We start from the raw sequence: 26,250 nt of genomic DNA, 5'->3' as shown, positions 1-26,250 counted from the left end.
GACCGTCTCGCCCCGCACCCCGAACGAAAGGGCACCCCCATGTCCGTCACGCCCCTCCACGACCCGCAGACCCGCGGATTCGTGTTGCTCCCGCGGCTCTTCGACGCCACGGAAACCGCCGCGCTCGGCGAGGCCGCCGAAACGGTGCTCGCCCGGGTGACGGAGCGGGCGCTGCACGGGCGGGCGGAGGTGACCGTCTGGCCGGACGGACACCGGCTGGAGCGGGTGGACGGCGCCACGCTCCACTGGGAGCCGGACACCGAAGCCCCGGTGGTGCGCAGCCTCTCCCCCGTCACCCAGCTCAGTGCCGTACTGGACGCCCTGTGGACCGAGCCGCGCCTCACCGCACCGGTGCGGCGGCTGCTCGGGCACGACCGGCTCGGACCGTTCACCTCGAAGCTCAACTTCAAGCGTGCGGGGGTTGGTTCGGCGTTCCCCTGGCACCAGGACTTCCCGTACTGGTACTGCTGTGCGGGCCCGGCGGCACGGGACGTCGTCACGGCGATGATCTACCTGGACGAGGTGACCGTTGCCAACGGCGCACTGTCCCTCGTGCCCGGTAGCCACCGCGCCGGGCCCGCACCCCGCGACCGCGCCGAGCCCACGGGGCTGCTGGTGGACACGGCGCGCACCGGGGTGAACGGCGCCGTGACCGTCGAGGCGCCGGCCGGTTCCGTGCTGGTGTTCCCCGGTCTCATCGTCCACCGCTCCGCTCCCAACAGCAGTGGCACGGACCGCCGTTCGCTGCTGCTGTGCTTCCAACCCGCGGGGCGGCCGACGCTCGCCGAGCTGCCCTACCGGCCCGAGCGCCTGGCCGACCTGCCCTGAGTCGATCGTGTACCACCCCGGCCGGCCACAAGCCCCGCGCTCCGTGCGCCGGTGCCCGACCCTGCCCGCACCCCTGCCCGTGACCACCAGAACGAGAGAAGAATCGACATGTCCCTACCCCCACCACGCTCCGTTCCCGAACTCCGGCGCGCGGTCCTCGACGGCGCCTACGGTCCGTCGCCCCGCGAGCTGACCGTCACCAGCGCGTTCTGGCTGCACCACACCACCCGGCTGGCCGGGGGCGACGTCACCTATCGCAACCACTACCTGCTGCTGCGCTCCGGGGACGCCTTCGGCGCCTGTTCCTTCGAAGCCGACGGCCCGCACCCCGACCTCTGCGCGGACGCCTCGGGCCGGACCCTCGACGAGTTGATCCGGCACGAGGTGCCGTGCGTGGGGATCGCCGCCCTGGACGCCTACTTGGCCCGCGTCCGACCGCACCGCGACACGGGCAGCGCCGAGTCCGTCATCCTGCCGACCGGTACCCCCGAACAGCGGGCCCGGGCCCGGGACGCGGCCGTCGCCGGACTGCTCGACATCGCGCCCGGCGCCCGGGTCGCCCTGATCGGGGTGGTGAACCCGCTGGTGGCGGCGATACGCGAGCAGGGCGGCGTGTGCTTGCCCTGCGACTTCAATCTGCGCACCACCCAGTGGGGCGACCCCGTCACCGACGACATGCACCAGGTCCTCGCCGAGGCGGACGCCGTGGTCGCCACCGGCATGACCCTCGGCAACGGCAGCTTCGACGTCATCCTCGACCACTGCCGCACCCGGCGGACGCCGCTGGTGGTGTACGCACAGACCGGTAGCGCGGTGGCCCGCGCCTTCCTGAGCTCAGGGGTGCACGCCCTGTCCGCGGAGCCCTTCCCGTTCTCGCAGTTCAGCGCGGACCGGACGGCCCTGTACCGGTACCGGGCGGCGGCGTGAGCGGCGACACCTCGCACCCCGTCGCGACTCCCGGGCGTCCGACGGGCGCCGCGCCCGGCGGTTCGGCCGCGCCCGGCGGACCGGCACAGGACGGGCCCGGCGAGGCCGTGCCGGGCGATCTGCGGATGGTCCGCGCCCTGTGGCCGTTGCTGCTGGCGTCGGCGGTGGGGCTGGTGCCCTTCACCATCTACAGCACCTTCCTGGTGCCGATCGCCTCGGCGGCGGACGGCAGCGTGGCCGCCCTGGGCCAGCTACGGGGGCTCGGCGGGCTGGCCGCGCTGGCCGTCGGCACCGCACTGGCCCCGTTGATCGACCGGGTCCGCAAGGAGCGGGCCGCCGCGGCGGGGCTCGGGGTACTGGCGCTGGCCGCGGCCCTCGGCGCATCCGGTGACTTCCTGCTGCTGGCGGGGTTCTGTCTGCTGGTGGGTGCCGGGACCGCGGTGCTGAACCCGGCGCTCACCGCGGCGGCGGCCGACCGCTTCGGGAGCGGCGCCGCGGCGGGCCGGGCGGCGACGCTCGTCACCGCCACCCAGTCCCTGACCGCGCTGTTGGCCGCTCCGCTGCTCGCCGTGCCCGCCGCGTTCTGGGGCTGGCAGGGGGACCTGTGGGCCGTGGCCGCCGTCTCGGTGGTGCTCGCCCTGGCCCTGCTGCGGCCGGGGCGGGCCCGGCGCTCCGCCGAACCGGCCGGGGAGGAAGCCCCGGCACCGGTCACGCGCCAGGGCCGGGGCGAGGCGGCCCGGCCGGGCTACCTCGCGTCCTTCCGGGCCCTGGCCGCACTGCCCGGTGTCGTTCCGCTGCTGGGCGTGGCGATGCTGCGCACCGCCGCGTTCATGGGGTACCTCGCCTATCTGGCCGCCTTCTACGACGAGCGGTTCGACCTGGCACCCGGCCCGTTCGCCCTGGTCTGGACGTTGAGCGGCGCGTCCTTCTTCGTCGGCAACCTCCTCACCGGGCGGGTGCTCGGCGCCGAACGCCCGAGGGTGTCGGGCGAGCGGCTGATGACGATCGGGCTGGTGGTGGCGCTGACGGCGCTGGTGGCGGTCTTCTTCAGCCGGTCGCTCGTGCTCGCGCTGCCGTTGACCGCGCTCGTGGGCGCGGGGCACGCGGCGGTGGCCGCCTGTGTCACCACCCTGCTGGTGCGGCGCTGCGGCCCGCTGCGCGGGATGGCGCTGAGCGTCAATGCGGCGGGCATGAGCTTCGGCGTCTTCGTGGGCGCCGCGCTCGGTGGCGTGGGGCTCTCCCTCGGCGGGTACCCGGGGACGGCTGCGGCGCTGGGGGCCCTGACGCTGGCGGCGCTGGGCTGCGCCCGGCTGTGCCGCCGGAACGGTCGCGCCGGGGACGGTGCGCCGGGAGAGTGAAGGAACCCCGCGGGGCCAGGGGCCGCGCGGGGTCGGGGGAGGTCGGTCAGCCCTGCTGGAACAGCTCGGCGGGCAGGGGCTTGAGCAGGGCGTAGAGGTCGTCGGTGATCGGTCGGTCCCAGGCCGCGATGGTGACGAGCACCCCGTCGCTGCGGTCGAACTGGACGCAGGAGATACGGCCCTCGGAGAGCTTGATGCGGCGCACGATCAGGAGGTTGTCGCCCTGCATCACCGGTACGTCTTCGGAGCCGGTGACGGTGACCTCCTCGTCGTTCTCCAGAGCGAGCAGCAGCTGCGCCACCTCGAAGGGGATCTGCCCGGGGGCGACCTCGCGGGCGGGGGAACCCTCGGGGAGGTTCCCGATGATCATCGCGGGTCCGCGGCCACCGAACAGGTCGTAGCGGAGGAACACGCCCTGGCAGCTTCCGTCGGGGGCCGGGAGCAGGCCGGCACCGAGGTTCCCGGGCCAGTCGCCCGGCTCCATGGCCAGAACGTCGAAGTCGGGGCCGGCGGGTGTCGCGGCGCTGCGTCGGCGGAGGAAGGACATGCGGACATGGTACGTGTCGCGGGCCGGATTCCGTCGTGGGGTTGGTCAGGTTCGCGGACGGTTCTCAGCCCGCCGGGCGGTGCCGTTCGTGGTGCCGGGCGACTCGCGCCCGGTTCCCGCAGGCGGGCTTGCACCACTCCTGACGGGGGTGCTCCTTGAGGAAGTAGCGGACGCACCGCGGTGCGTGGCAGGCCCGCAGCCGTGCGGCGTCGGGGCTCGCCAGGAACAGCCCGGCGGCGCTGGCCAGGGCGGTCAGCAGCAGGTCACCGGGGGCGGTCGGACCTGCGGGAGCTGGGCTGAGGACGGGTGGGCCCCCCTCGGGCCAGCTCAGGACGGGCACGGCGGGGACCCGGCCGGCGGCGGTGTTCAGCACCTCCAGGGCGTCCGCTACGGGGAGCAGCCGGGAGGCGTCGGCGCTGCTCGGGGGAGCCGGTCGCACGGCCCGGGCGAACAGCGCCCGGACCGCGTTGCGCAGTTGGTGCACCCGGCCGAGGTTGGCCGGATCGGCGGTGTAGCCGGCGGCGTCGAAACCGTACCCGAAGGAGGTGGGACGTCGCCGGACCCAGTCGGTGAGCCCCATGGGGTCGGTGAGGTCGTCGGCGACCCCGCCGTGGCCGTCGTGGCGGATGGTGAGCGCCAGTTCCAGTGCGAGGGCCGGATCGGGAGCGGGGATCAGGGGGTCCATGTCGGCCATGATACGGAAACTAATGCCCAGATCATCCCCTTCCATTAACCTGGGGGAAACGGGTCCGGAGTCCGCGTGCACGCCGCACCGTGCACGTGCAGAGGGGACCGGGCGCACCCACAGGGGGTATCGGATGCAGGAGTCAGGGACCGTGCACGACGGTTCGACGGAGCAGCCCGACGGCACGACGGAGAGCGATGAACTGCGTCAACTGCTGCGCAGGCTGGAGGTGTTCGCCGGCGAACTGCCCGACTTCGACCCGTCACGGGCGCCGGGGACCCCGGTGGAGCTGTTCACCCGGTGGCTGCGCCACGCGATCCGGGCCGGTGTCCGTGAGCCGCATGCGATGACCGTGTCCACGGCCGACTCCGACGGCAGGCCGGCGGCCCGGATGCTGATCCTCAAGGACGTGGGACCCGAGGGCTGGCGGTTCGCCTCGGAGGCGGGCAGCCCCAAGGGGCGCCAGCTCGCGGCCCGCCCGCACGCCGCACTCACCTTCTACTGGTCGTCGCTGGCCCGGCAGGTACGGGTGCGGGGCCCGGTGGTCCGGGAGAGCGCCGAGCACGCGGCGGCCGACTTCCTCGCCCGGGGCGCCGGGGCGCGGGCCGAGGCGCTGCTCGGCCGGCAGTCACGCCCCCTCACGGATCCCGCCGAACGGGAGCGGGCGCTGGCGGAGTCCCTCGCCCGGGTGGAACGGGAGCCGGGGCTCGTCGCACCGGGCTGGACCCTGCACACCGTGCGGCCCGACACGGTCGAGTTCTGGCAGGGCGACCGGTCCCGGCGGCACACCCGACTGCGGTACGTGCGCGAGGGCGACGGTTGGCGTCGGGAGTTGCTCTGGCCGTGAGCCGAGTGGGCCCGTCCGGCGCTTCGGGGTGGGCCGGGTCGGCCGACCCGGCCCACCCCGCCGGTCAGGCGTCCTCGCCCTCTTCCGGCGGGACGACCGCCACGGGGCTCGCCGCGTGGAGCAGCACCGCCTGGGTGACCGATCCGAGCAGCCGTGCGGGCTTGAGCAGGCGACGGCGGTGACGGCCCACGACGATCAACTCGGCGTCCTTGGAGGCGCCGACGATGTGTCCGGCCGCGTCGCCGGGCGCCGCGATGACGGCGACCCGGACGTCCGGGTGCTCCTTGCGGTAAGGGGCGACGATGTCCCGGACCAGGGCGACCGTCTCGTCCTGCGCGGCCTGCTGGTCCGACTCCGACGGAACGAAACCGCCGGCGGCCGTCCACACGTACTCGGGCCACGGGAAGGCGGACACCACGTCGACCCGGGCGCCCATCCGGTCGGCAGCGGCGAAGGCGAAGGCCAGGGTGCGGGCGTCGGGCGCCTCGGCCGACGCGCCGACCACCACGCGCGGGCCGGGCTCGACCTCGGCGGGGTTGTGGACCTCGCGGCCCTCCTGCGGCACGATCACCACCGGGCAGGCGGCGTCACGGGCCGCGGCCATGCCGTTCGAACCGAGCAGCAGACTCGCGAATCCGCCCCGGCCCCGTGAGCCGAGCACGATGAGCTGGGCCGACTCGCCGAGGCCCGGGATCACCGAACCGGGCGCGCCCTCGTAGTCGACGTACTCCACCGCGGGCAGTCCCGCGCGGTCGGCCCATCGGTTCCGCACCTGGGTGAGGACGGGGTCGACGGTGGGCTCCGACGCCCCGGAGACCAGCACTTCGGGCTGGTTCGACGGCGCGTACTGGCGTACGTGCACGATGCGCAGACCGGTGTCGCGCCGTTCCGCCTCCGCCAACGCCCAGTCCAGGGCGCGCAGGCTGCTGTCCGATCCGTCCACTGCGGCGATGACGGGCAGGGTGCTCATGGAATCCTCGTCTCCGGCGACTGCGTCGGCACGCGGTCGCGCGGCCCCAGCCGCACGACCCTCGTGACCTGTTTCTGCTGCCACCCTGTCGCACCGGGGTACCCCGGGACAGGGTCGAAGGTCACGTGTCCCGAAGAATCACCGGAACCGTCCCCGCAGCGCGATCCGGTCGGGCGCGCGGGTCGGGCCGTCCCGGGTCCGGCGCAGGAGGTGACGGCTCCTCAGCGGGGCGGCGAGGGGTGCACCGACGGGGCGGCGGCTCAGGTGAGGTCGAACTCGCCTTCCCGGGCGTTCAGCACGAAGGCGCCCCATTCGGCCGGGGTGAAGATCAGTGACGGGCTCTCGGGGCGGCGGCTGTTGCGCATCGCGATGAACCCCTCCACGAAGGCGATCTGCACATCGCCCCGGCCGCGGCTGCTCGACCTCCAGTCGGCGTTGCTCAGATCCAGTTCCGGTTTCTCCCAGCCCGCGCGTGGATGCTGCTGGGTGGTGCTCTCGGCCACGTCCGTGCTCCTCCCGGTGCGTCGGTGCCGCGGCCAGCCTAGCGAGGGCCACGGGGCCGGAACAGGCCACGGAACGCACTGGTGTCCGCGGGTGGCGCAGCCGGGCGACGACCCCCCGGTCAGGGCAGCCGCCGGAGGACTTCGCCGAGGGTCGCGATCCCTTCGCCGATGTCGGTGGGGGTGCTCGCGGCGTAGCCGAGGACCAGTCCCGGGCGGTGGGCGCGTTGGCCGTGCCAGGACAAGGGGTGCACCTTCACCTGGCGGGCGAGGGCCGCGGCGGCCAGCTCGGTGTCGGCGAAGTCGGCGTCGAAGGTGACCGTCAGGTGCAGGCCCGCCGCGGCGCCCCGCACGGTCGCGCTCGGCAGATGGCTGCCGATGGCCGCGATCATGGCGTCCCTGCGTCGGCGGTGGTGCCCGCGCAGCTGACGCAGTTGGCGTTCCATGGCCCCCGATTCCATGAAGTCGGCCAGGACGAGTTGCGGGAGGGCGGCGTTGCCGAGGTCGGCGAACCGTTTGGCGTCCACGAGGGCGTCACGGTACTTCGGCGGGGCGATGACCCATCCGATGCGCAGGGCGGGGGCGAGGAGTTTGGACACGCTGCCGGCGTAGCAGACGTTCTCGGTGAGGACGGACCGCAGGGCGGGGACCGGGGTCCGGTCGTAGCGGTGCTCCGCGTCGTAGTCGTCCTCGATGACCAGTCCGTCGGCTTCGCGGGCCCAGTGGATCAGCTCGGCGCGTCGGCCGCCGCGCAGGACCACACCAGTGGGGAACTGGTGTGCGGGGGTCAGCAGCACGGCCGCTTCGCCCGTGGCGCGGAGTTCGTCGACGCGCACGCCCTCCGAGTCGACGGCGACGGGCGGGGTCGCCAACCCGCAGGCGTGCAGGTGTTGCCGGGCGCCCAGCGAGCCGGGGTCCTCCACGGCCACCGCGCGCAGGCCGGCGTCGTGCAGGACCCGCCCGAGCAGGGTGAGCGTCTGGGCGGTGCCGGCGACGATGAGGACGTCGGCGGGGTCCACCCGGATGCCGCGGTTGCGGGCGATCCAGTGGGCGACGGCCAGCCGCAGTGCGGGCGTACCGCGCGGGTCCCCGTACCCGAGGTCGGACGCCGCGAGCCGGCCGAGCACGCGGCGTTCGGCCCGCAGCCACGCGGCCCGCGGGAACGCCGCGAGGTCGGGGAGCCCCGGGGAGAGGTCGATCCGGGCGCCGGCCGAACGCACCGCGTCGAAGACGTCCACCCCGGGGGCGGCGGCGAACACCGAACGCGGCGGCGGCCCCTCGGCGGGCGCGGGCGGCCCGGCGTCCGTGGGCGTCACCGCGGGAGCGGCGACCACGACGGTTCCGTTGCGCCCGCGTCCGGCGAGGTGTCCGTCCTCGACCAGGCGTTGGTACGCCTCGGTGACCACGCCGCGCGATACGCCCAGTTCGCCGGCGAGGACCCGGGTGGCCGGCAGTCTGCTGCCCACCGGGAGCCGGCCGTCCGCCAGCGCGAGCCTGATCCGACGGGCCAGCCAGTCGGCCTTCCCGCCCCGGGGCGCCTCCTCGATGACCAGGTGGAGGAAGTCGGAGCCGGCCCTTTTGGACCGATGGAGAGCGCCCTCATTGGATCTGTCCATCGGGCCATAGTGGCAGCAGGGTGGGCACATGAACACAGCGACGACACCTGAGGTCCCGGTGACCGACTACGTGCACGGGTACTCGCCGCGCGAGAGCCGCCGGCTGGGCGACCAGGCGGACACCCTGGCCCAACTGCTGCACACCGGCACGGCGTACCCCGCGGGCAGCCGGGTGCTGGAGGTCGGCTGCGGGGTCGGCGCCCAGACGGTCCATCTGCTGCGTTCCAGCCCAGGGGCCCGGATCGTCGCGGTCGACCGGTCCCCGGAGACGCTCGCCCGGGCCCGCGCCCACCTCGCGGCCGTCGCACCCGGGGCGCCGGTGGAGTGGCAGCAGGCCGACGTGTTCGACCTGCCCTTCGCCGACGCGGAGTTCGACCACGTCTTCGTGTGCTTCGTGCTGGAGCACCTACCCGACCCCCAGGGGGCGTTGACCGCGCTGCGGCGCGTGCTGCGGCCCGGGGGCAGCCTGACCGTGATCGAGGGGGACCACGGATCGGTGTTCTTCCACCCCGACAGCGCGGACGCCCGGGCGGTGATCGACCTCCAGGTCCGTTTCCAGGCGGCAGCGGGGGGCAACGCACTGCTCGGTCGGCAGCTCCAGCCGTTGCTGGCCGGGGCCGGGTACGAGGACGTCGTGGTCCGCCCGCACACCGTCTACACCGACCGGACCCGGCCCGCGTGGGTGGACGGCTTCACCCGCAACACCTTCATCGCCATGGTCGAGTCCGTCCGGCACCAGGCGCTGGGCGCCGCCCTCACCACCAGGGCCGCATGGGACCGGGGCATCGCCGATCTGCACCGGGCCGCCGACGACGGGACGTTCCACTACACGTTCTTCAAGGCCCTGGCCGTGAATCCGCCCGCTTCCCCCACGGCGTCCCCGTGACGGACGTGAAGCCCTCCGCCCGGGACCGGGAGAGGGAGCTCCCGTGATCGGACTCAGCGCGCTCGCCCTGTGGACCGCCCTGATCGTCTGGGCGTTGGAGTGCACCCATCGGCGCCGAGCACGGAGGGACCCCGCGCAGGTCGGCGGTGCGGACGGGAGGGACCGGGACTCGGCCCGGGCCCGGGCCGAACTCCGCGCCGCCGCCGACCGGACGGGCTGACTGCCCCGCCGGCCCCGTCGTCCGTGTGCCGTACCCCGCGGCGTGCCGGGACCGTGCGGCACGGTCCCCGGCGGGGCACGTGCGAAGGTCGAGCACCGTCCGCGGGCACGGTCCGCCATCCGTGCCGCGTGCCGGGGCGGGGTTGACACGTCCCGGATGCGGCAACACCCTCGGGCCCGTGTGCCGGTTCCCGGACGACCCCCAGGAGGAACGACATGACCGCTGCCCCCCAGGACCGCGCGACGGGTTCACCGACGGGAGGGGGCGCAGTGACCAGACGCGGTCTCGGGGCGGGCGCCCTGGCCCTGGGCGGGGCACTGGTGTTGGCGCCGCTGGCCGTGGGGACGGCCCGGGCTGCTCCGGCGCCGGGCGGATCGCGGAGCAACCCGACCCTGCACCGGGGCAGCGCGCGTCGGGCCGGCCTGCTCCCCGAACACCTCGACCGGCTCGTCACCGACGCGGAACGGTTCCTGCGCCCCTCCCCCGCGCACCCCTGGTACGCGGGGGCCGTCCTGCTGGCCGGGCGCGGCGACACCGTCGCCCTGCACCGGCCGATCGGGATGGCGGTGCGCTACGCGGCGTACGACGAGACCACCGACACGGGGGTGGAGTTCCCGCCGGAGCAGCAGGTCCCGATGGCGGCGGACACCGTGTTCGACCTGGCGTCCGTCTCCAAGCTGTTCACCTCGCTCCTCGCCGTCCAACAGGTGGAGCGGGGTGCGCTGGCGCTGGAGGCGACCGTCGCCTCGTACCTGCCGGAGTTCGGGGCGGCCGGGAAGCAGCACATCACCGTCCGTCAACTCCTCACCCACGCCTCGGGGTTGCGCTCCTGGGTGCCGTTCTACGCCGAGCCCACGCCGCAGGCCCGGCTGGCCCGACTGTGGCGGGAGGCGCCGCAGTACCCGCCGGGCTCCCGGTACCTGTACTCGGACCTCAATCTGATCGCCCTGCAACTCGTCCTGGAACGCCTGACCGGGCGCGCCCTGGACGTGCTGCTGGACGAGGAGGTGACCGGCCCGCTGGGGTTGCGCGACACCCGCTTCAACCCGCCGCCCTCCTGGAAGCCGCGCATCGCCGCCACCGAGGACGCGCGGGCGCCCTGGTCGGGGGTGGAACGGGGGCTGGTCTGGGGCGAGGTGCACGACGAGAACGCCCATGCGTTCGGCGGGGTCGCGGGACATGCGGGGGTGTTCTCGTCCGCGTGGGACCTCGCGGTGCTGGGGCGCACCCTGTTGAACGGCGGGGCGTACGGACGGACCCGGATCCTGCGGGCGGCGTCCGTGGAGCTGATGTTCACGGACTTCAACACCGCCTTCCCGGGGGACGAACACGGGCTGGGCTTCGACCTCTACCAGCACTGGTACATGGGCGCGATGGCCACCCCGCGCACGGCGGGTCACACCGGCTTCACCGGGACGTGCCTCGTCCTCGATCCGAGTACCGACTCGTTCCTCGTCCTCCTCGGCAACTCCGTGCATCCCGTGCGTAGGTGGCGGTCCGGGTCGGCGCCCCGGGTCGCCGCCGCCAACCACCTCGCCCGTGCGGTGCCGGTCCGGCCGCCGCGTGGTGGCACCGCCTGGTTCGGCGGCATGGTGAACGACGGCACGGCGACGCTCACGCTGCCGGCCCTGACCTTCTCCGGCGAGGGGGCGCGGCTGCGGTGCGCCCTGTGGTGGGACACCGAGCCCCGGGCGGACGCACTGCGGTTGGAGGCGTCCGACGACGACGGGGGGACGTGGCGGCCGGTTCCCTTCCTCGCCGAACAGCACGCCGAGCAGCACGGCGAACAGCGGGACGGACGGCGGGCCGGGCAGGGGGACGGACCCGTCCACGGTGCCGACGGGACGGTCAGTGGCTGGTCCGGACGCCTCTGGTACGCCGTGACCGCGGACCTGAGCGCCTGGCGGGGCGCTCCGGTGCGCCTGCGCTGGCGCTACGACACCGACCGTGCGTACGTGGGGCGCGGGGTGTACGTGACGGGTCTGCGGGTGGACGACGGGCGGCGGGTCTTCGACGAGCGGCGGGCTCGGGACGCGGCGGCCGTCACCGCCGTGGGCTGGACCCGGTCCGCGGACTGAAGGGTCCCGCCGTGCCGCGGCACCGCCGGATCAGCCGCCGGTGGTGCCGTGGCGCAGTGCGGCGACCCGTCGGTAGAGCTCCACGGCTTCGGCGCCCCGGCCGAGTTGCTCCAGGCAGTGCGCCTCGTCGTTGCGGCTGGCGAGGGCGTCCGGGTGATCGGCGCCGAGGACCTGCTCCCGGGCCGCGGCCACCGCCCGGTACTCGGCGAGGGCGTCGCCCCAGCGTCCCAACCAGCCCAGGCCCACGGCCACCTCGCGCCGGCTGACCAGGGTGTCCGGGTGGTGGCCCCCGAGCACGCGGTCCCGGATCGCGGACACGTCACGGGCCTCGGCGAGGGCCTGGTCCCAGCGGCCGAGGCGGCCCAGGTTGACTCCGAGGCCGTGGCGGGCGCGCAGCGTCTCCGGGTGCGCGGCGCCGTGGATGCGGGTGCGGTCCGCGACGAGTTCCCGGTACAGCTCCAGCGCCGGTTCGCCGTGCCCGAGCCGACCGAGGCTGATGCCCACCTCGTAGCGGGCGGCGAGGGTGTCCGGGTGATCGGCGCCCAGCGCGGTGGCGCGGGCCCGGGCCACCGCGCGATAGGTGTCCAGCGCCTCGTTCCAGCGGCCGAGTTGACCGAGCGCGTAGGCGACCTCGTAGCGGGTGACGAGGGTGTCCGGGTGGTCGGCGCCGAGGACCCGGGTACGGGCGGCGGCCACCTCGACGGCCAACCGGTAGGCGTCCTCCAACCGCCCGAGCCGGCTGAGGTTGAAGGCGAGGTTGTGCCGACAGCGCAGGGTGTCGGGATGGTCGGCGCCCATGGCGCGTTCCCGGACGGCGAGTACGGCCGTGTACATCTGGTGCGCCTCGAAGTGCCGACCCAGTTGCCCGAGGACGTAGGCCGTCTCCTGGCGGGCGGCGAGGGTGTCGGGGTGGTCGGCGCCGAGGACCCGCTCCCGTCCGTCGGCGACCCGGTCGTACTCGCGCAGGGCGTCACTGGCGCGACCGGTGCGGCTGAGGGTGAACGCCACCTCGTAGCGGCTGGCGAGGGTGTCCGGGTGGTCGGGGCCGAGGGCGTGTTCGCGCTCGGCGGCGACGGCGCGGTGCACCTCGCCGGCCTCGGACCAGCGGCCGAGCCGGCCGAGGCTCAGTCCCGCGTTGTGCCGGGACACCAGGACGGCCACGGTCTCCGGGGCGGGCGCGGGCCGTTCGTGCACGGCCACGGACCGGATGCGGCTGGTGGGCAGCCGGGGGATCCACTCGTCGGTCAGCCCGGCGGCCGGGGTGGGCGGGTGCGGCCGGGGGGCTACGCCGGCGGCCTTGCGTCCGGTGGTCATGCCCCCGGTCCAGGAGGGCAGCCGGGGCGGGCGCGGGGCCCGGTGGCCCGCTCCGTCGCGCGCCGGAACGTCGGAGAGGGGCAACGGGACGCCGGGGTGCCGTCCGGCGGTGAGTCTGCGGGCGAGTTCGCGGGCGTCCCGGGGCCGCTCGTGGGGTTCCTTGGCCAGCAGGTCGAGGACGATCGTCTCGAAGTAGGCGGGGAGCTCCGCGCGGTGGTGACGCGGTCGCTCGGGCGCGGTGTCACGGTGTCCGATGAGGACGGCCCAGGCGTCGTCGAGGTCGAACGGCGGTGCGCCGGTGGCGATCTCGTAGAGGACGCAGCCGAAGGAGTACAGGTCACTGCGCTGGTCGACCTCGGAGCCGCCGATCTGCTCCGGCGACATGTAGTGGGGCGTGCCCATGGCGATGCCGGTGCCGGTGAGTCGGGAGGTGAATCCCGCGTCGCCGAACCGGGCGATGCCGAAGTCGCAGATCTTCACGGTGCCGTCGGCGGTCCGCATGATGTTCGCGGGCTTCAGGTCCCGGTGCACGATGCCCTGTTCGTGCGTGTACGCGAGGGCCGAGGCGACCTGTTCGGCGATGTCGACGACCTCGGCGACGGGCAGCGGGAGCCGGGTGTTGTCCTCCAGCAGCTGGCTGAGGTTGCGGCCCTCCAGGAGTTCCATGACGAGGAACAGCGAACCGTCGGACTCGCCGAAGTCGTGGACGACGGTGACGCCCCGGTGCTGGAGCCCCGCCGCGACCCGGGCCTCGCGCCGGAACCGTTCCCTGAGCACGCGGGCGTGCGACTGGTCGTGGTGCGGGCTGAGCGGTTTCAGGCACTTCACCGCCACCCCGCGGCCCAGGGATTCGTCCTTGGCCCGCCACACCTCGCCCATGCCGCCCCGTCCGATCACCTCGATCAGTCGGTAGCGGCCCTGGATCAACCTGGTGTCGGTCATCTCCCGTCGTTGCCCCCGTCGTCACCCGTCAGCGCCCATCGGCCCCGTCCAGTATGGCCACCCCGATGGCGAGAGGGTACGGGGCGGGCCGGCTACCTGGAGGGTTCCTGCCTGCGGGGGGCCTGGTGCACCGGAACGGACGCGGGGCACGGGGGTGGTGACGGCGCATGCGGTGGGAGCGGTCGGGGGTGGGGCGGGCGGTTGCGGTACCTGGTCGCCCCGCTCCTCTCTCTACGCAGTACAATGTACGACGTATAGAGATCGTTCCCGACCTTAGGGCAGGCCATGAACATCACGTCCACCGCCGTCTCCCTGACCGTTGACGACGTTTCCGCCTCCGCCGCGTTCCTGGTCGAGCACTTCGGCTTTCAGGAGGCCGCGGCCGCCGACGGCTTCGCCTCGCTGGTCCGCGAGGACGCGGTCCATGTGATCTTCCTTCAGCGCGGAACCGAGGTCCTGCCCGAAGACGTACGGGAGCAGCGGGCCGCGGGGGTGATCCTCGCCTTCACCGTGACCGATCTGGATGCCGAGTTCGAGCGGTTGCGCAGCGAGGGCGCCCCCATCACCATGGCGCTGCGCGAAGAGCCGTGGGGCGAACGCCTCTTCCAGGTCACCGACCCGAACGGGGTCGTCCTCCAGCTGGTCGCGTGGGCCGTCCCCGAGCACCAGTGAGGCCACGGGTCGGCTCCGGCGTCCCCCGAGATCCCGTGTGCAGCGGTCAGGTCGGCCGTCGGCCGGGCCGCGGATAGCCGATCTCGGAGACGTCCGGGGCCAGGTCCGCCAGGGTGACCCCTGCGTTCAGTGCCGGCAGCGGCCCCCGCGCACCCTCCCGGGGTGGATGCCGGGCGGGTGGCGGGGTGGTGGGGCGGATGCCGCACGGGCCCTCGGTGGCCGGCGCCCGGTTCAGAGGGCCGCGGGGACGGCTGCGACGAGCCCGCCGTCGATGATCAGGTCCTGCCCGTTGACGTACGAGGACTGGTCCGACACGAGGAAGGCGACCGCGTCGGCGACGTCGTCGGCGGTGCCGACGCGGCCCGCGACGATCTGGGCGACCACGGCGGCCTCCGTCTCCTCGGCGACCTCCTTGCGGTACATGGGGGTGTCTATGTAGCCGGGGCTGACCGTGTTCACCCGGATGCCGCGGGGGCCCAACTCGGCCGCGAACGTCCGGGCCAGGCTCTGGACCGCCGCCTTGGTGGCCGAGTACAGCGAGCCGTTCGGCAGGCCGCGGTGCGCGGTCCAGGAGGAGTTGATCACGATGGCCGCCCCGTCGGCGAGGACCGGCAGGAGCCGCTGCACGGTGAAGAACACCCCCTTGAAGTTGATGTCGACGACCCGGTCGAACTCGGCCTCGGTCACCTCGGCGGCGGACTCGAAGGAGGCGACGCCGGCGTTCGCGAAGAGCGCGTCGATCCGTCCGTAGCGCTCCCGGACCCGATCCGCGAGGGCCTGTGCGTCGACGGTGTTCGACACGTCGCCGCGCACGGCCAGGACCCGGTCGCCGGCGTCCAGTTCCTTGACGGCGGCGTCGAGCCGGCCCTGGTCACGGCCGGTGATCACGACCCGGGCGCCTTCGGCCAGCAGACGGCGGGCGGCGGCGAACCCCATCCCCGAGGCGCCTCCGGTGATGAGTGCGGTCTTGTTCTCGAAACGAGCGGTGGTGTTGGTCATGGCTCCACCCTGCGGCCTGGGCCGGGCGGCTGACAGTGCCGGCTTAACCTGGTACCCGCACCACCACCCTCCGCCCCGCGCGGGTCGCTCAGACCGCCGTGGCGGGTTGGGCCGCGACCAGTGCCTCCAGCCGGGCCGCCGTGCCGCTGCCGGGGCGCGGGTTCTGCAACTCCATGCGGTGGTCGGGCCACTCGGCCAGGGACAGGACCGTGGTGTCGAAGACCATCTCCCCCGCCTCGGGGTGCCGCACGGCCTTCACCGCCTGGGTCACCTCGGCCACATCGTGCTGGGCCCACAGTCGCGCGAACTCGGGGCTCATCGCGTGGAGTTCGTCGACGATCCGACCGAACACGGGGTCCGCGGGATGGCGGGCCGCATCGGCGCGGAACGCGGCGACCACGCTGGGGGCGATCTGTTCCCACTGCAGGTGCATGGACCGGTAGCGGTCGTTGGTGAAGAAGGTGAAGAGGCAGTTGTGGTCCGAGTCGTCGTACCCGAACACCAGCCGCGCCGCGCCGTTGACCGCGACGAGGTTCCAGTGCTGGTCCCGCAGGATCGCCGGACGGGGCTCCCAGGCGTCGATCAGCCGCCGCAACTCGGGGGTGACCTCGGCGCGGGCCGGGGTCGTCCGCGGCGGGTTGAGACCGGCGAGCAGGTACAGGTGTGCCCGCTCCGGCCCGTCGAGCCGTAGCGCCCCGCCGATGGCGTCCAGGATCTCGCCGGACACATTGATGTCGCGTCCCTGTTCGAGCCAGGTGTACCAGGACACCCCCACCCCGGCCAGCACCGCGACCTCTTCCCGGCGCAGGCCCGGTGTGCGGCGCCGGGCCGCCGTCGGGAGTCCCACGTCCGCGGGGGTGAGTCGGGCTCGCCGGGTGCGCAGGAAGTCCCGCAGTTGCGCGCGGCGGCCGTGCGGGGACCGGATGTCGCTGACCATGTCCCCACGGTAGCAACGGTGCAGGGGCCGGGCGCAGGGCTAGTCGCCGGTCCGGGTACGGCGGACGCACCGGCCGGAGGGTGCCGCGCACCGAGGCCGACCGCCGGACGGCGGGGCCGGGTGCGAGGTCAGGGCTGCGGGTCTCGTGCCTCAGACCGTCCCGGACGCGGGCGAGTGCGCGTCGGAGCGCACCTGCGTCGGCCGGGGCGGACGGACGGCCCCGCGGCGCACCTCACGCCGACAGCGCGGCCGACCGGTGCCCGACCGGTCGCACGGTGAGCGTGTCGGCGCCCCACCGCACCTGGCGGCGACACTCCAGTCCGTGCCGGGCCAGGTGGGGCGCGAGCCGCTCCACCCGTGCGCGCAGGGCCCGCAGGCTCATGGGACGGGCGGTGTCCCCCAGCAGCCAGCGCATGTCGTGGCAGCACAACGGGGAACGCACCGCCAACAGGATCTCCATCAGCAGCGATTGGCTCCGGTAGGGCCGCAACGGTTCGCGCCGGCCCGGGTCCGGGCCCAGGTCGCGTCGCAACCAGCGCAGGTCCGCTTCGATGCGTGCGGCGATCGCGGTCTCGGCACTGTCCCGGCGCAGCACGTTGACCGCCCCGGCGGCGAGCAGCGCCGCACTGTCGACGCGGTGGGCCGTGGCCACCGCGACGGGCGCCAGGAGACGCAACGACCGCACGCGTTGCACGAGTTCGTCTCCTGACTCGTGTCGCGGGGTGTCCAGCAGGGCGAGGACGCCGGGGGCCCGGTGCAGGTACTCGTAGCCGCGTTGGTCGCCCCAGCGGCGGACGATGAACCGGGGCGGCCCGGCGCGGTGCAGCCGCCTGGCCCATTCGACGCTGGCGCCGACGTCCGGCGAGATGATCACCACGCGGGGACCCTCGCTGGCGCGTGGGGGCCGGGGCAGCGGTCTCGGGCGGGGCGGGGCGGTGACGCGGGGTGGGTCGATCGTCAACAAGGCGTCCTCCGTTCGGGCTCCGCGCGGGACCGGGGGCGTCCGGGGTGCGCGGGGCACCCGTACCCACCGAAAAACTCCGTACCTACGTGTTAGGTACCCGACTGTTGCGGTGTCATGCACCGTTCCCGGGCTCCGGATCGTCCCGACGGACGACGAACCGTGGATGGGATGGGCGCTGTTGGGCAAGGCTTCGCAGGTGGGCGTCGGAGGTCGGGGGTCTGGACGTGGCGCCCTCCAGCCCCGATCTTTACCTAACATGCATCTACTTCAGCAGGATGTCCCGTACCTCGCGGTCGAGTCGCCGCAGGGCGTCCTCGGGCGCGACCCGTCCGGTCAACGCCCCGTGGGTGACGGCGGCGATCGCCAGGCTGACCTGCTCGTAGCGGGCGCTCTTCATCCGCACCCGCGAGGCGGCGACGCTACGGGCGAGGACGGGCAGGTAGGGGTAGCGCCGCACCAGTGCGGGGTCGGTGTACAGCGATGCCCGTACCGGCGGCAGCGCGCCCTCGGTGAGCACCCGCCGCTGGACGTCCTCGCTCAGCAGGTAGGTCAGCAGATCGGCGGCGGAACGCGGGTGCGGGGAACGGGCGTTGACCGCGAGGTTCGAGCCGCCGAGCACTCCTTGGCCGGCGCCGTGGCGTCCCGGCAGGGGCACCACGCCGACCTTGCCCGCGACCGGCGAGCCGGGGGCGGACGACAGGGTGTGCACATAGGGCCAGTTGCGCAGGAACAGCAACTCACCCGCCTGGAAGGCCTGTCGCGAGCTCTCCTCCTTGTAGCCGAGCGCCGCTTCGGGGATCCAGCCCGCGCGCAGCCCTTCGGTGAGGAACCGCAGCCCGGCGAGCGCAGCCGGAGTGTCCACGGTGACCTCGCCGTCAGGGCCGGTGAGCGAGCCGCCCGCCGACTGGATCGCCTCGGTGACGTTGACGGTCAGGCCCTCGTACGGGAGGAGTTGACCGGCGTACCCGTGCATGCGGTACTTCCGGGACAGGGTCGACGCCTGCCGGGCCAGTTCGTCCCAGGTGCGGGGCGGTTCCAGGCCCTCCCGGTCGAGGACGTCCTTGCGGTAGTACAGCAGGGCCGCGTTGGTGACGTACGGGACGGCGTAGCGGCGGCCCCGGTAGGTGACGGTGTCGAGGACCGAGGGCAGCAGCGCGGAGTCGGGCACCCGGGCGCCGTCCACGGGGGCGATCCAGCCGTTGCCCGCGAACTCCGCCGTCCACGCCACGTCGATGTTGAGGACGTCGTAGCGGGCACTGCCCGAGCGCAGGCTGTCCCGCAGCTGGGCGTGCACCTCGTCGGCGGCCTCCGGGAGTTCGACGAGTTCGACCCGCTCGGCGGGGCGGGCGCGGTTCCAGTCGGCGAGGACCTCGTGGAGGTAGCCGGTGAGGTCCCGGCCGGTGACCACGGTCAGCGGGCCGCGTCCGCCGGCCGCCTCGGCGGGGCCGCCCCGGGGCGCTCCGGAGGCCGTTGCCGCGGTCAGCACCAGCAGGGTCACCAACAGGACGCCGCAGATCCGGGCCGCGCGTCCGCCGACGGCACCACCGCGCATCGTTTCCGCCCTCCCCCGGTCCGACCGCGGGAACCCCCCGCAACGGGTACGTTCCCACCGGTGCCGCACCAGGCATCATGTATACCTGCGGAATCGACGCGCCACCCACCGGTCGGCCACGGTCCGAGCGCGCGGGTGCCGGAGCGACCCGGCGGCCCCGGCAGCGCGTCCGCCCCACTCGCCTAGGAGGGACCTGGCACCGTGCGTCTACATCTGCTGGCGCTGCTCGCCGGTGGTCCCGCCCACGGTTACGAGCTCAAGCAGGCCCTGGAGAAACTCCTCGGTGCGGCGTACCCTCAGCCGAACATCGGGCAGCTCTACGTGACGCTCGGCAGGTTGGAACAGGCGGGGCTCATCGAGGGGAAGCACGTGAGCCAGCCGGACCGGCCGGACAAGAAGATCTACGAGATCACCGTGGCCGGCCGGGAAGCGGTGGACCTCTGGTACGAGACCCCTTCCGAAGCTCCGCGCGTGCGCGACGACTTCTTCATGAAGCTGGCTCTCGCCCATCTGACCGGGACCGCCGACCAGATCGCGCTGATCCACCGGCAGCGACGGCACTACCTCACCCTCATGCGCACCCTGTCCCGGCTGGAGCGCGCGGAGCAGGGCCCGGACCAGCGCATCGCCCGGCTCCTGATCGAGGGGGCGTCGCTGCACCTCCAGGCCGACCTCGACTGGCTGGAACGCTGTCAGGAGGAACTCGAATGAGCGTCTCAGTCCCGGGTGCGGGCCCCGATGACGGGAGGTCGACCGGGAGCGGCGTCGAAGCACCCGGCCCCGATGACGCGGACGGTGCGTCCGCGGCCGTGGCACCGCCGCTGCTGAGCGTGCGGGGCCTGACCAAGTCCCATGCCGGCGAGGCGGGTGTGGTGCACGCGGTCCGCGGGGTCGATCTCGACGTGGCGCCCGGGGAGTTCGTCGCCGTCACCGGGACATCGGGCGCCGGCAAGTCGACGCTCCTGCGGCTGCTCGCCGGTCTCGAACGTCCCGACGGCGGCACGATCCGGCTCGCCGGGCGCCGGGTCGACGCACTGAGCGAGACCCGCTGGGCGGTGTTGCGCCGCCGACGTCTGGGGATCGTCTTCCAGTTCTTCAACCTGGTCTCCACGCTCACCGTGGCGGACAACGTGGAGATGCCCGCCCTGCTCGCCGGACGCGGTTCCCGTACGGGTCGCGCGGCCGTACGGGAGTTGCTGGGCGAGTTGGGCCTCGCCGGCCGGGAGGACGCCCTGCCGGGTGATCTGTCGGGCGGCGAACAGCAACGCGTCGCCCTCGCCCGCGCCCTGGTCAACCGGCCCGACCTGCTGCTCGCGGACGAGCCCACCGGCAGTCTCGACAGCCGGGGCACCCGTGAGGTGGTGCGGCTGCTCACCGAGTTCCACGCGGCGGGTCAGACGATCGTCCTGGTCACCCATGACGCACGGGTGGCGAGCGCCGCCGAGCGGGTGCTCACCCTCAGCGACGGTCGGATCGTCGACGAGATCCGACTCGGCGACGACCCCGGGTCCGGCGCCCGCGCCGCCGCCGGACTCGTCGAACTGGCGGAGTGAGCCGGTGCGGGCCCTGGGACGCTGGGCGCTGGCCGATCTGCGCACCCACCGGGGCCGGGCGGCGACGCTGACGCTGGCGACGGCTGGGGTGATGGCGGCGCTGCTGCTGTCGGCGGCGCTCCTCCAGTTCGCGGCGAGCCCCTGGCAGCAGGTGTTCACCCAGACCCGCGGCAACCACGTTTGGTTGCGGCTCGATTCCGGTGCCGACACCCGTCCGCTGTCGGACCTGCCCGGGGTGGAGAGCGTGTCCGGCCCCTACGGCACCGTCCCGGTGACGGCACGGAGCGCCACGGCGCGGGCCGCGCTCGAACTGCGGTCGGTGCGGCCCGACGGACCGACCGGGCGGGAACGGCGGTTCCTCAGCGGACGGTGGTTGTCCGGTGCGCCCGGTGAGGCGGTGCTCGACCGGGCCACCGCCGAGGCGCTGTGGGTGCGCCCCGGCGATGACCTCCGGATACGGGCCGCGGGCGCGCCGCCGGGCGTCCTGCGGGTCGTCGGGGTCATGACCTCGTCGGAGGCGGGGTACACCGGCGACGCCCGGGCACAGCGCCCGGGCACGGCGTGGACGGCGGCGGGCACGGCCGCCCGCTACGCCGCGGGGGACGCACCCGGGCGGACGGTGGGCCTGCGGCTCGCCGACGGGACGGACACCGACTTCGTGGTGCAGCAGGCGGTGGCCGTGGCGGGCCCGGAGCACGTGGTGCGCGTCTCCACCTGGCGGGAGGCACGGGCGGCGGCGGCGGCGGAACACCGGCTGTCGGGGCGGTTGCTGCGGGGGTTCGGCGTCGGTTCGCTGGTGGCGGCGGCGCTCGCGGTGACCGGCGGGGTCAGTGGCCGGGTCAGGGGGCAGGTCCGGGACATCGCGGTGCTGAAGGTCATCGGCATGACGCCACGTCAGGTCGCGGTGATGTTCGTCGCCCAGCACGCGGCGCTGGCCCTGGTGGGGGTGGTGCTCGGGGGCCTGTTGGTGCGCACGGTGGGCTCACGGGTGCCGGGACCGCTCGGCGAGGCGGTCTCGTACGGGGTGGCCCTCCCGAGTTCCGTGCCGGGGGCGGGGGCGATCGGCGCGGTCACGGTGGGGGTCATCGCGGCGGCGACCGCGCTCTCCGCGTGGCGGGCGGCCCGGGTCCCGCCGAGCCCGATGGCCCGCGCGGCCCGGCCGCGGGCACGCCGCATGTCGCGCTCGGCCCGCCGCGCACTGCGCTGGGGCGTACCGCCGCACCTGGTGCTCGGCTGGCGCGGGGCGACGCACCGCGGGGCGCGGTTCACCGGGTCGGTGGTGCGGCTCGCGGTGCCGATCATGATGATCACCGTGGCGCTGGCCGCGCTCTCGACGCTGGAGGCGCTGCGCAGCGGCAGCGGTGGACGGGTGAACCCGGCGCCCCCGTTGACCGTCCGGCCGGGCGCGGCGGGCCCGGCGCCCGGACAGGTCGCCCGGATCGCGGACGACTCCCGGGTACGGGCCGTGTACCCGGCGGCGGAGGTCACGGCCCTGATTCCCGGCCAGACCCGTTCGGTGACCCTGCGCGGGCTCGGTACCGCGGCCCACGCCTATCCGTTCGTGGCGGTGGAGGGCCGGGCCCCGCGCGCGCCCCACGAGGCCGTGGCCGGGCAGGGCCTGCTCGACGCGACGGGCACCGGGGTCGGTGACTGGGTGCGGCTCACCGTCGGTGGGACCCCGCACATCCTGCACGTGGTGGGCCGTTCGATCGAGCCGGAGCACAACGGACAGGTCATCACCACCACCCTGGACACACTGCGGGCGGGCGGCACCGCGGGCGCCCCGCAGTCGTACGCGGTGCTGCTGCACCCCGGCGCCGACCCGGACGCGGTGGCCCGCTCCCTGCGGGCGGCCCTGCCCGGCGCCGACGTCCGGCGGGCGCCTTCCGCCCCGGCACCGACCGAGTTGGTCACCGGGGTGCTGGGCGGGCTGATCGGCGTCCTCGGGCTGATCGCGGTGGTGGAGTTGGCGGGGTCGGTGAGCGCCGCCGCCCGGCACCACGGCCGCGAGCTGCCCGCGCTGCGCGGGCTGGGCCTGACGCCACGTCAGCTGGTGGGGGTGATCGTCACGCACTGCGCGGTGACCGCCGTCGCGGCGACGGCCGTCGGCATCGCCCTGGGGCTGCTGCTCGCCCGGCCGCTGATCGACGCGGAGGGCCACGGCAGCGGGGTGGGCGCCGGCATCGCCGTGCTGCCCGCGGTACCCTGGCTGGCGCTCGGCGCGGCCGGCCCGGTGCTGATGGCGGTCGCGCTGGCCCTGGTGCCCGCGGTGCGTGCGCAACGCCGCCGGGCACCGGACCCGACGGCGGCGCCGGGGTGATCCGGCCCGGCCGGCGTTCGCCCATCCCGCTGGACCGCCGCCACCGCGGTTCCGCCCCGGTCGGACAGCCCGGTCCCCACGGACGGTGAGCGGGCGCCCGCGACGGCGACGGACGGCCCGGCGGACGCGGACGGCCACGCGAGCGCGGGTGGCCACCGGGGCGTGCCCCCCGCCCCGGGCGGCGGGCGGACCGCCCGGGATTCCGGTTCTACTCCGCGGGCGCGGTACGGGTGCGCAGCGTCGCGCGGGCGGAGTCCAGGTCACAGGCGCGGGAGCGGTTGTGCGGCAGCCGGGACAGGACCGTGGCCATCCCGCAGGTGTTGGTGACCGCCGAGAACACCAGCCCGCCGGCGATTCCCGCGGAGGCCCAGCGCGCCCCGGACCAGCGGCGCCCGGCGAGCAGTCCGGCGAGGACCAGCGTGCCGGCGGCGAGGCGGACCTGGCGTTCCATCGCCCAGACCGCGCGGCCGTCCTCCGGCCGGTCGAGGTCGTACCCGAGGCGGGCCCACTCGGTGGTGCCACCGGTGAGCGTCGCGGCGGCCACGCCTTCCTCGGCGAGCACGGCGCACGCCTGCACGGAGCGGTTCCCGGAGGCGCAGACGACGAGCAGGTCGCCCCGGTCCGCGGCGTCCCGGAGGTCGGGCAGGGCGGCGCGCAGGTCGTCGAGGGGGATGTTGAGGGCGTACGGGAGGTGGCCCGACGCGTACTCCCCGGGGGTGCGCACGTCGATCACGGTGAGCGCACCGAGCCGCTGGGCGGCCTGGTCGGGGGTGAGTGCGGGGGATGTCGTCACGGTGTCGTGTCCTTCCATCGGTGGTACTGAGGTGGTGGTGGTGATTCCGGTGTGCCGCGCCCCTCCGGTAGAATACCCATAGGGGTATATCGAACGGAGTCTGTCGTGGAACTGGCTTTGGCAGCCGAGGAATTGAAGACCGTGGTCAACCGGCTGCGCCGGGCCCAGGGCCAGATCACGGGAGTGATCAAGATGATCGAGGAGGGCCGGGACTGCGCCGATGTGGTCACCCAGCTCGCCGCCGCGTCCCGCGCCCTGGACCGGGCCGGGTTCGCGATCATCGCCACGGGCCTCGAACACTGTCTGACCGACGAGAACATGTCCGCCCCGGAGGACCGGGAGCGGATGCGGGCTCGGCTGGAGAAGCTGTTCCTGTCCCTGGCCTAGGTCCGGCGCCCGGCGAGGGGGAGGCCGCCCGGCGGGGGTCATCGGACCGCGTCCACGAGCATCAGCAGGGCGACCGCGAGCAGCACGCCCGCGAACACCCGGTGCAGCACCGCCTCCGGCAGCTTCGCCCCGAGCCGCTTCCCGTCCCACGCGCCGAGCACGGCCGCTGCCGCGAAGGGTCCCACGACCGCCCAGTCGACCCCCGTCGCCGTGCCCCCGCGGGCGGCGAGCGCGACCAAGGCGTTCACGGAGACGACCAGCAGGCTCGTCGCGACGGCGGCACGGATCCGGAACGCCAGCACCCCCGTCAGTGCCGGCACGGCGAGGAATCCCCCGCCGACTCCGAGCAGCCCGGTCAGCGCACCCAGCCCGGCGCCCGCCGAGACCACCTTCACCGGCTGCACGGCGGTGGCGGCGGTGGGAAGGGCGGCCTGGGGTACCGGGCGCAACATCCGCAGCCCGGCGAGCCCGGCGACCAGTCCGAAGGCGGCCGTCAGCAGGGCGGCGGGCACCCGCGCCGCGAGCACGCCGGCCAGCGCCGCCGGGAGCACTCCGGCCGCGGCGAGGAGAAGGCCGCCGCGCCATTGGACGGCACCGGTCCGCGCATGCGCGTACAGGGCCGTCAGCGAGGTGACGGAGACGATGAGCAGGCTCGCGGTCGTCGCCTCGGCGGGGGTGAAGCCGAGCAGGTAGACCAGTGCGGGAACGGCGATGATGCCGCCGCCCGCGCCGAGGGCTCCGAGGGTGATCCCGACGGTGCCTCCGGCGAGCAGGGCGAGGATCAGTTCACTCACCGCGGGACGCGTCCGTCCCGGTGAGTGAGGCCCGCGCCGCCGCGTCGAACCCGTCGTCGACGGCGACGACCGTGCGCCCCGCGGCGTCGAGCAGGGATGCCGCGATCGCGGCCCGCATCCCGCCCGCGCAGTGCACCCACACCACGCCCGGCGGCACCTCGGCCAGCCGGCCGCGCAGCTCGTGGAGGGGGATGTGGACCGATCCGGTGACGGCACCCGCCGCGCGCTCGGAGTCCCGTCGGACATCGAGGACCACCGGGTCGGCCCCCGCACCGCCCACACCGCCCGCGGCCAGTTCGGCACGCGCCGCGGCCAGTTCGGCGAAGGTGGCGCGCGGGAAGGCGGTCAGGGAGTCGCCCTTGCGCACCCAGGTCCGGGGGTCGCCGGTCGCCGCGGCGGCGGGCCGGTCCACACCGACCCGGACCAGTTCCCGTTGGGCGGCGGCGATCTGCTCCGGCGTCTCGGCGAGCAGGGTGACGGGCTTGCCCCACGGGATCAACCAGGCCAAGTAGGTGGCGAGTTGGCCGTCGCCCTCGAAGTTCAGTGTTCCGGCGACATGGCCGCGGGCGAAGGCGACCCGACCGCGCAGGTCGACCACCCACTCCCCCGCGGCGAGCCGGGCGGCTATCTCGTCCGCGTCGGCGGGACGCGGCGGGGTCAGGTCCACGGGGGCGGGGCCTGCGGCGTTCGCGGGGCCCATGTGCGCGTAGTACGCGGGGACGTCCTCCAGAGCGGCCAGGAGTTCGGCGACGAAGGTGTCGGCGTCCTGGGTCAGCGCGGCGTTGACGAGACGTTCGGTGCCGATGGTGGAGGCCGAGCCGCCGCCCGGGCCCGAGGAGCAGAAGCTTCCGAAGCCGTGGGTGGGCAGGACCGGGACGTCGTCGGCGAGGGTGTCCGCGAGTCGGTGGGCGGAGGCGTGCTGCGCCCGTGCCAGCTCCACCGTGAGGCGGGGTTCCACCAGGTCGGGGCGACCGACCCCGCCGATGAGGAGCGAGCCTCCGGTGAACGCCGCGACGTCACGCCCCTGATCGACCAGCACGTACGAGGTGTGGTGGGGGGTGTGGCCCGGGGTGGCGACGGCCCGGAGCGTCAGGCCCTCGTCGACCTGGACGGTGTCGCCGTCGCTGACGGGCGTGCGGGCGAAGGAGACCGAGGCGGCGGCGGGCACCAGGTAGTGCGCCCCGCTGACCCGGGCCAGCTCCAGCCCTCCGGTCACGTAGTCGTTGTGCAGGTGCGTCTCCACGACGTGGGCGATCCGTACGCCCCGGCGCGCCGCAGCGGCGATGACCCGGTCGATGTCACGGGGCGGGTCGACGGCCACGGCCGCGTCCGGGCCGCCCGCCAGATAGCTGCGGTTGCCCAGGCCCTCGAACTCCAGGGTGTCGACGAAGAACACGGCTGCACACTCCTCTCGCTGTACCCCCCGGGGTATCCATACCTGCACCCTAACAAATACCCAGGGGGGTATAGAACGACCCCGGAGCGGCCGGCTCGGAACAGCGCACAGGGACCCAGGACGGCCGGAAAGACCGCTGGTGAGAGGGGCGGGATGCAGCACGGG

25 protein-coding genes are annotated in these 26,250 nt (G+C 74.4%); 12 read left to right on the top strand and 13 right to left on the bottom strand.

Going from position 1 to position 26,250, the window contains the following annotated elements; all coding sequences use genetic code 11:
• Window positions 1-39 precede the first annotated feature (39 nt).
• The 3 genes from ACFV88_RS27075 to ACFV88_RS27065 all read left to right on the top strand — a co-directional run bounded on the left by ACFV88_RS27075 (window position 40) and on the right by ACFV88_RS27065 (window position 3,113).
• Window positions 40-828, top strand: coding sequence for a phytanoyl-CoA dioxygenase family protein (locus tag ACFV88_RS27075; RefSeq protein ID WP_385494504.1), 789 nt, complete (start codon window positions 40-42; stop codon window positions 826-828).
• A gap of 108 nt (window positions 829-936) precedes the next feature.
• Window positions 937-1,755, top strand: coding sequence for a Rossmann-like domain-containing protein (locus ACFV88_RS27070; RefSeq protein ID WP_385494503.1), 819 nt, complete (start codon window positions 937-939; stop codon window positions 1,753-1,755).
• Window positions 1,752-3,113, top strand: a complete 1,362-nt coding sequence (locus ACFV88_RS27065; protein ID WP_385494502.1) for an MFS transporter — start codon at window positions 1,752-1,754, stop codon at window positions 3,111-3,113. Before ACFV88_RS27070 ends, ACFV88_RS27065 begins: the two co-directional genes overlap by 4 nt.
• Before the next feature lie 46 nt (window positions 3,114-3,159).
• Here ACFV88_RS27065 and ACFV88_RS27060 read toward each other — a convergent pair whose 3' ends face one another.
• Both ACFV88_RS27060 and ACFV88_RS27055 read right to left on the bottom strand, forming a co-directional pair.
• Window positions 3,160-3,660 (bottom strand): hypothetical protein, encoded by a 501-nt coding sequence (locus tag ACFV88_RS27060; RefSeq protein ID WP_385494501.1) that lies wholly within the window; start codon window positions 3,658-3,660, stop codon window positions 3,160-3,162.
• Window positions 3,661-3,724: 64 nt separating this feature from the next.
• A complete protein-coding gene (locus ACFV88_RS27055; RefSeq protein WP_385494500.1) occupies window positions 3,725-4,345 on the bottom strand; it encodes a CGNR zinc finger domain-containing protein in 621 nt (206 codons plus the stop codon).
• A 133-nt stretch (window positions 4,346-4,478) separates the two neighbouring features.
• Between ACFV88_RS27055 and ACFV88_RS27050 the strand changes: the two genes are divergently transcribed.
• Window positions 4,479-5,192 carry a pyridoxal 5'-phosphate synthase gene (locus ACFV88_RS27050; RefSeq protein WP_385494499.1) on the top strand — a complete coding sequence of 238 codons (714 nt, stop codon included), beginning with the start codon at window positions 4,479-4,481 and terminating at the stop codon, window positions 5,190-5,192.
• Window positions 5,193-5,256: 64 nt separating this feature from the next.
• On the opposite strand, the gene ACFV88_RS27045 is transcribed toward ACFV88_RS27050, so the two are convergent.
• The 3 genes from ACFV88_RS27045 to ACFV88_RS27035 form a co-directional block, all read right to left on the bottom strand.
• Window positions 5,257-6,162, bottom strand: a complete 906-nt coding sequence (locus ACFV88_RS27045) for a universal stress protein (RefSeq protein WP_385494498.1) — start codon at window positions 6,160-6,162, stop codon at window positions 5,257-5,259.
• 260 nt (window positions 6,163-6,422) lie between these two features.
• Entirely contained in the window at window positions 6,423-6,665 is a 243-nt protein-coding gene (locus ACFV88_RS27040; RefSeq protein ID WP_385494497.1) for a DUF397 domain-containing protein, read from the bottom strand.
• 119 nt (window positions 6,666-6,784) lie between these two features.
• Window positions 6,785-8,278, bottom strand: a complete 1,494-nt coding sequence (locus ACFV88_RS27035) for a PLP-dependent aminotransferase family protein (RefSeq protein WP_385494496.1) — start codon at window positions 8,276-8,278, stop codon at window positions 6,785-6,787.
• 28 nt (window positions 8,279-8,306) lie between these two features.
• On the opposite strand from ACFV88_RS27035, the gene ACFV88_RS27030 reads away from it, so the two are divergent.
• The 3 genes from ACFV88_RS27030 (at window position 8,307) to ACFV88_RS27020 (ending at window position 11,462) form a co-directional block, all read left to right on the top strand.
• Complete coding sequence (locus ACFV88_RS27030) at window positions 8,307-9,164, top strand: methyltransferase domain-containing protein (protein ID WP_385494495.1); 858 nt, start codon at window positions 8,307-8,309, stop codon at window positions 9,162-9,164.
• Window positions 9,165-9,207: 43 nt separating this feature from the next.
• Window positions 9,208-9,384 carry a hypothetical protein gene (locus ACFV88_RS27025; protein WP_385494494.1) on the top strand — a complete coding sequence of 59 codons (177 nt, stop codon included), beginning with the start codon at window positions 9,208-9,210 and terminating at the stop codon, window positions 9,382-9,384.
• Between the two features lie 215 nt (window positions 9,385-9,599).
• Window positions 9,600-11,462 carry a serine hydrolase gene (locus ACFV88_RS27020; protein ID WP_385494493.1) on the top strand — a complete coding sequence of 621 codons (1,863 nt, stop codon included), beginning with the start codon at window positions 9,600-9,602 and terminating at the stop codon, window positions 11,460-11,462.
• Between the two features lie 30 nt (window positions 11,463-11,492).
• On the opposite strand, the gene ACFV88_RS27015 is transcribed toward ACFV88_RS27020, so the two are convergent.
• On the bottom strand, window positions 11,493-13,718 hold the full coding sequence (locus tag ACFV88_RS27015) for a tetratricopeptide repeat protein (RefSeq protein WP_385494492.1): 2,226 nt from the start codon (window positions 13,716-13,718) through the stop codon (window positions 11,493-11,495).
• Window positions 13,719-14,003: 285 nt separating this feature from the next.
• Here ACFV88_RS27015 and ACFV88_RS27010 point away from each other — a divergent pair, with 285 nt between their 5' ends.
• Window positions 14,004-14,390, top strand: coding sequence for a VOC family protein (locus ACFV88_RS27010; RefSeq protein ID WP_385494491.1), 387 nt, complete (start codon window positions 14,004-14,006; stop codon window positions 14,388-14,390).
• A gap of 231 nt (window positions 14,391-14,621) precedes the next feature.
• On the opposite strand, the gene ACFV88_RS27005 is transcribed toward ACFV88_RS27010, so the two are convergent.
• The 4 genes from ACFV88_RS27005 to ACFV88_RS26990 all read right to left on the bottom strand — a co-directional run bounded on the left by ACFV88_RS27005 (window position 14,622) and on the right by ACFV88_RS26990 (window position 18,842).
• A complete protein-coding gene (locus tag ACFV88_RS27005) occupies window positions 14,622-15,389 on the bottom strand; it encodes a glucose 1-dehydrogenase (protein WP_385494490.1) in 768 nt (255 codons plus the stop codon).
• An 88-nt stretch (window positions 15,390-15,477) separates the two neighbouring features.
• The gene (locus tag ACFV88_RS27000) at window positions 15,478-16,326 is read right to left on the bottom strand and encodes a helix-turn-helix transcriptional regulator (RefSeq protein ID WP_385494489.1); all 849 of its coding nucleotides are present in this window, start codon (window positions 16,324-16,326) and stop codon (window positions 15,478-15,480) included.
• Window positions 16,327-16,558: 232 nt separating this feature from the next.
• On the bottom strand, window positions 16,559-17,203 hold the full coding sequence (locus ACFV88_RS26995) for a hypothetical protein (protein WP_385494488.1): 645 nt from the start codon (window positions 17,201-17,203) through the stop codon (window positions 16,559-16,561).
• Between the two features lie 349 nt (window positions 17,204-17,552).
• Window positions 17,553-18,842 (bottom strand): ABC transporter substrate-binding protein, encoded by a 1,290-nt coding sequence (locus ACFV88_RS26990; RefSeq protein ID WP_385494487.1) that lies wholly within the window; start codon window positions 18,840-18,842, stop codon window positions 17,553-17,555.
• 201 nt (window positions 18,843-19,043) lie between these two features.
• Here ACFV88_RS26990 and ACFV88_RS26985 point away from each other — a divergent pair, with 201 nt between their 5' ends.
• Genes ACFV88_RS26985 through ACFV88_RS26975 form a run of 3 tightly spaced genes read left to right on the top strand, consistent with a single transcriptional unit; the run spans window position 19,044 to window position 22,715 of the window.
• Window positions 19,044-19,553 (top strand): PadR family transcriptional regulator, encoded by a 510-nt coding sequence (locus ACFV88_RS26985; RefSeq protein WP_385494486.1) that lies wholly within the window; start codon window positions 19,044-19,046, stop codon window positions 19,551-19,553.
• Window positions 19,550-20,395, top strand: coding sequence for an ABC transporter ATP-binding protein (locus ACFV88_RS26980; protein ID WP_385494485.1), 846 nt, complete (start codon window positions 19,550-19,552; stop codon window positions 20,393-20,395). Before ACFV88_RS26985 ends, ACFV88_RS26980 begins: the two co-directional genes overlap by 4 nt.
• Before the next feature lie 4 nt (window positions 20,396-20,399).
• Entirely contained in the window at window positions 20,400-22,715 is a 2,316-nt protein-coding gene (locus ACFV88_RS26975) for an FtsX-like permease family protein (RefSeq protein WP_385494484.1), read from the top strand.
• 208 nt (window positions 22,716-22,923) lie between these two features.
• Here the strand turns inward: ACFV88_RS26975 and ACFV88_RS26970 are convergent, their stop codons facing one another.
• Window positions 22,924-23,508, bottom strand: coding sequence for a rhodanese-like domain-containing protein (locus tag ACFV88_RS26970; RefSeq protein WP_385494483.1), 585 nt, complete (start codon window positions 23,506-23,508; stop codon window positions 22,924-22,926).
• Window positions 23,509-23,613: 105 nt separating this feature from the next.
• Here ACFV88_RS26970 and ACFV88_RS26965 point away from each other — a divergent pair, with 105 nt between their 5' ends.
• On the top strand, window positions 23,614-23,895 hold the full coding sequence (locus tag ACFV88_RS26965; protein WP_385494482.1) for a metal-sensitive transcriptional regulator: 282 nt from the start codon (window positions 23,614-23,616) through the stop codon (window positions 23,893-23,895).
• A gap of 38 nt (window positions 23,896-23,933) precedes the next feature.
• Here the strand turns inward: ACFV88_RS26965 and ACFV88_RS26960 are convergent, their stop codons facing one another.
• Both ACFV88_RS26960 and ACFV88_RS26955 read right to left on the bottom strand, forming a co-directional pair.
• Window positions 23,934-24,689: a sulfite exporter TauE/SafE family protein gene (locus ACFV88_RS26960; RefSeq protein ID WP_385494481.1), complete on the bottom strand. Its 756-nt coding sequence runs from the start codon at window positions 24,687-24,689 to the stop codon at window positions 23,934-23,936.
• Window positions 24,682-26,085, bottom strand: coding sequence for a rhodanese-like domain-containing protein (locus ACFV88_RS26955; RefSeq protein WP_385494480.1), 1,404 nt, complete (start codon window positions 26,083-26,085; stop codon window positions 24,682-24,684). The genes ACFV88_RS26960 and ACFV88_RS26955 overlap by 8 nt, the downstream gene beginning before the upstream one ends.
• Window positions 26,086-26,250: the final 165 nt, after the last annotated feature.

Source organism: Streptomyces sp. NPDC059816 (assembly GCF_042732055.1).
In the GTDB taxonomy this organism is placed as follows: Bacteria; Actinomycetota; Actinomycetes; order Streptomycetales; family Streptomycetaceae; genus Streptomyces.
This window is presented reverse-complemented; position numbering and strand designations above follow the sequence as displayed.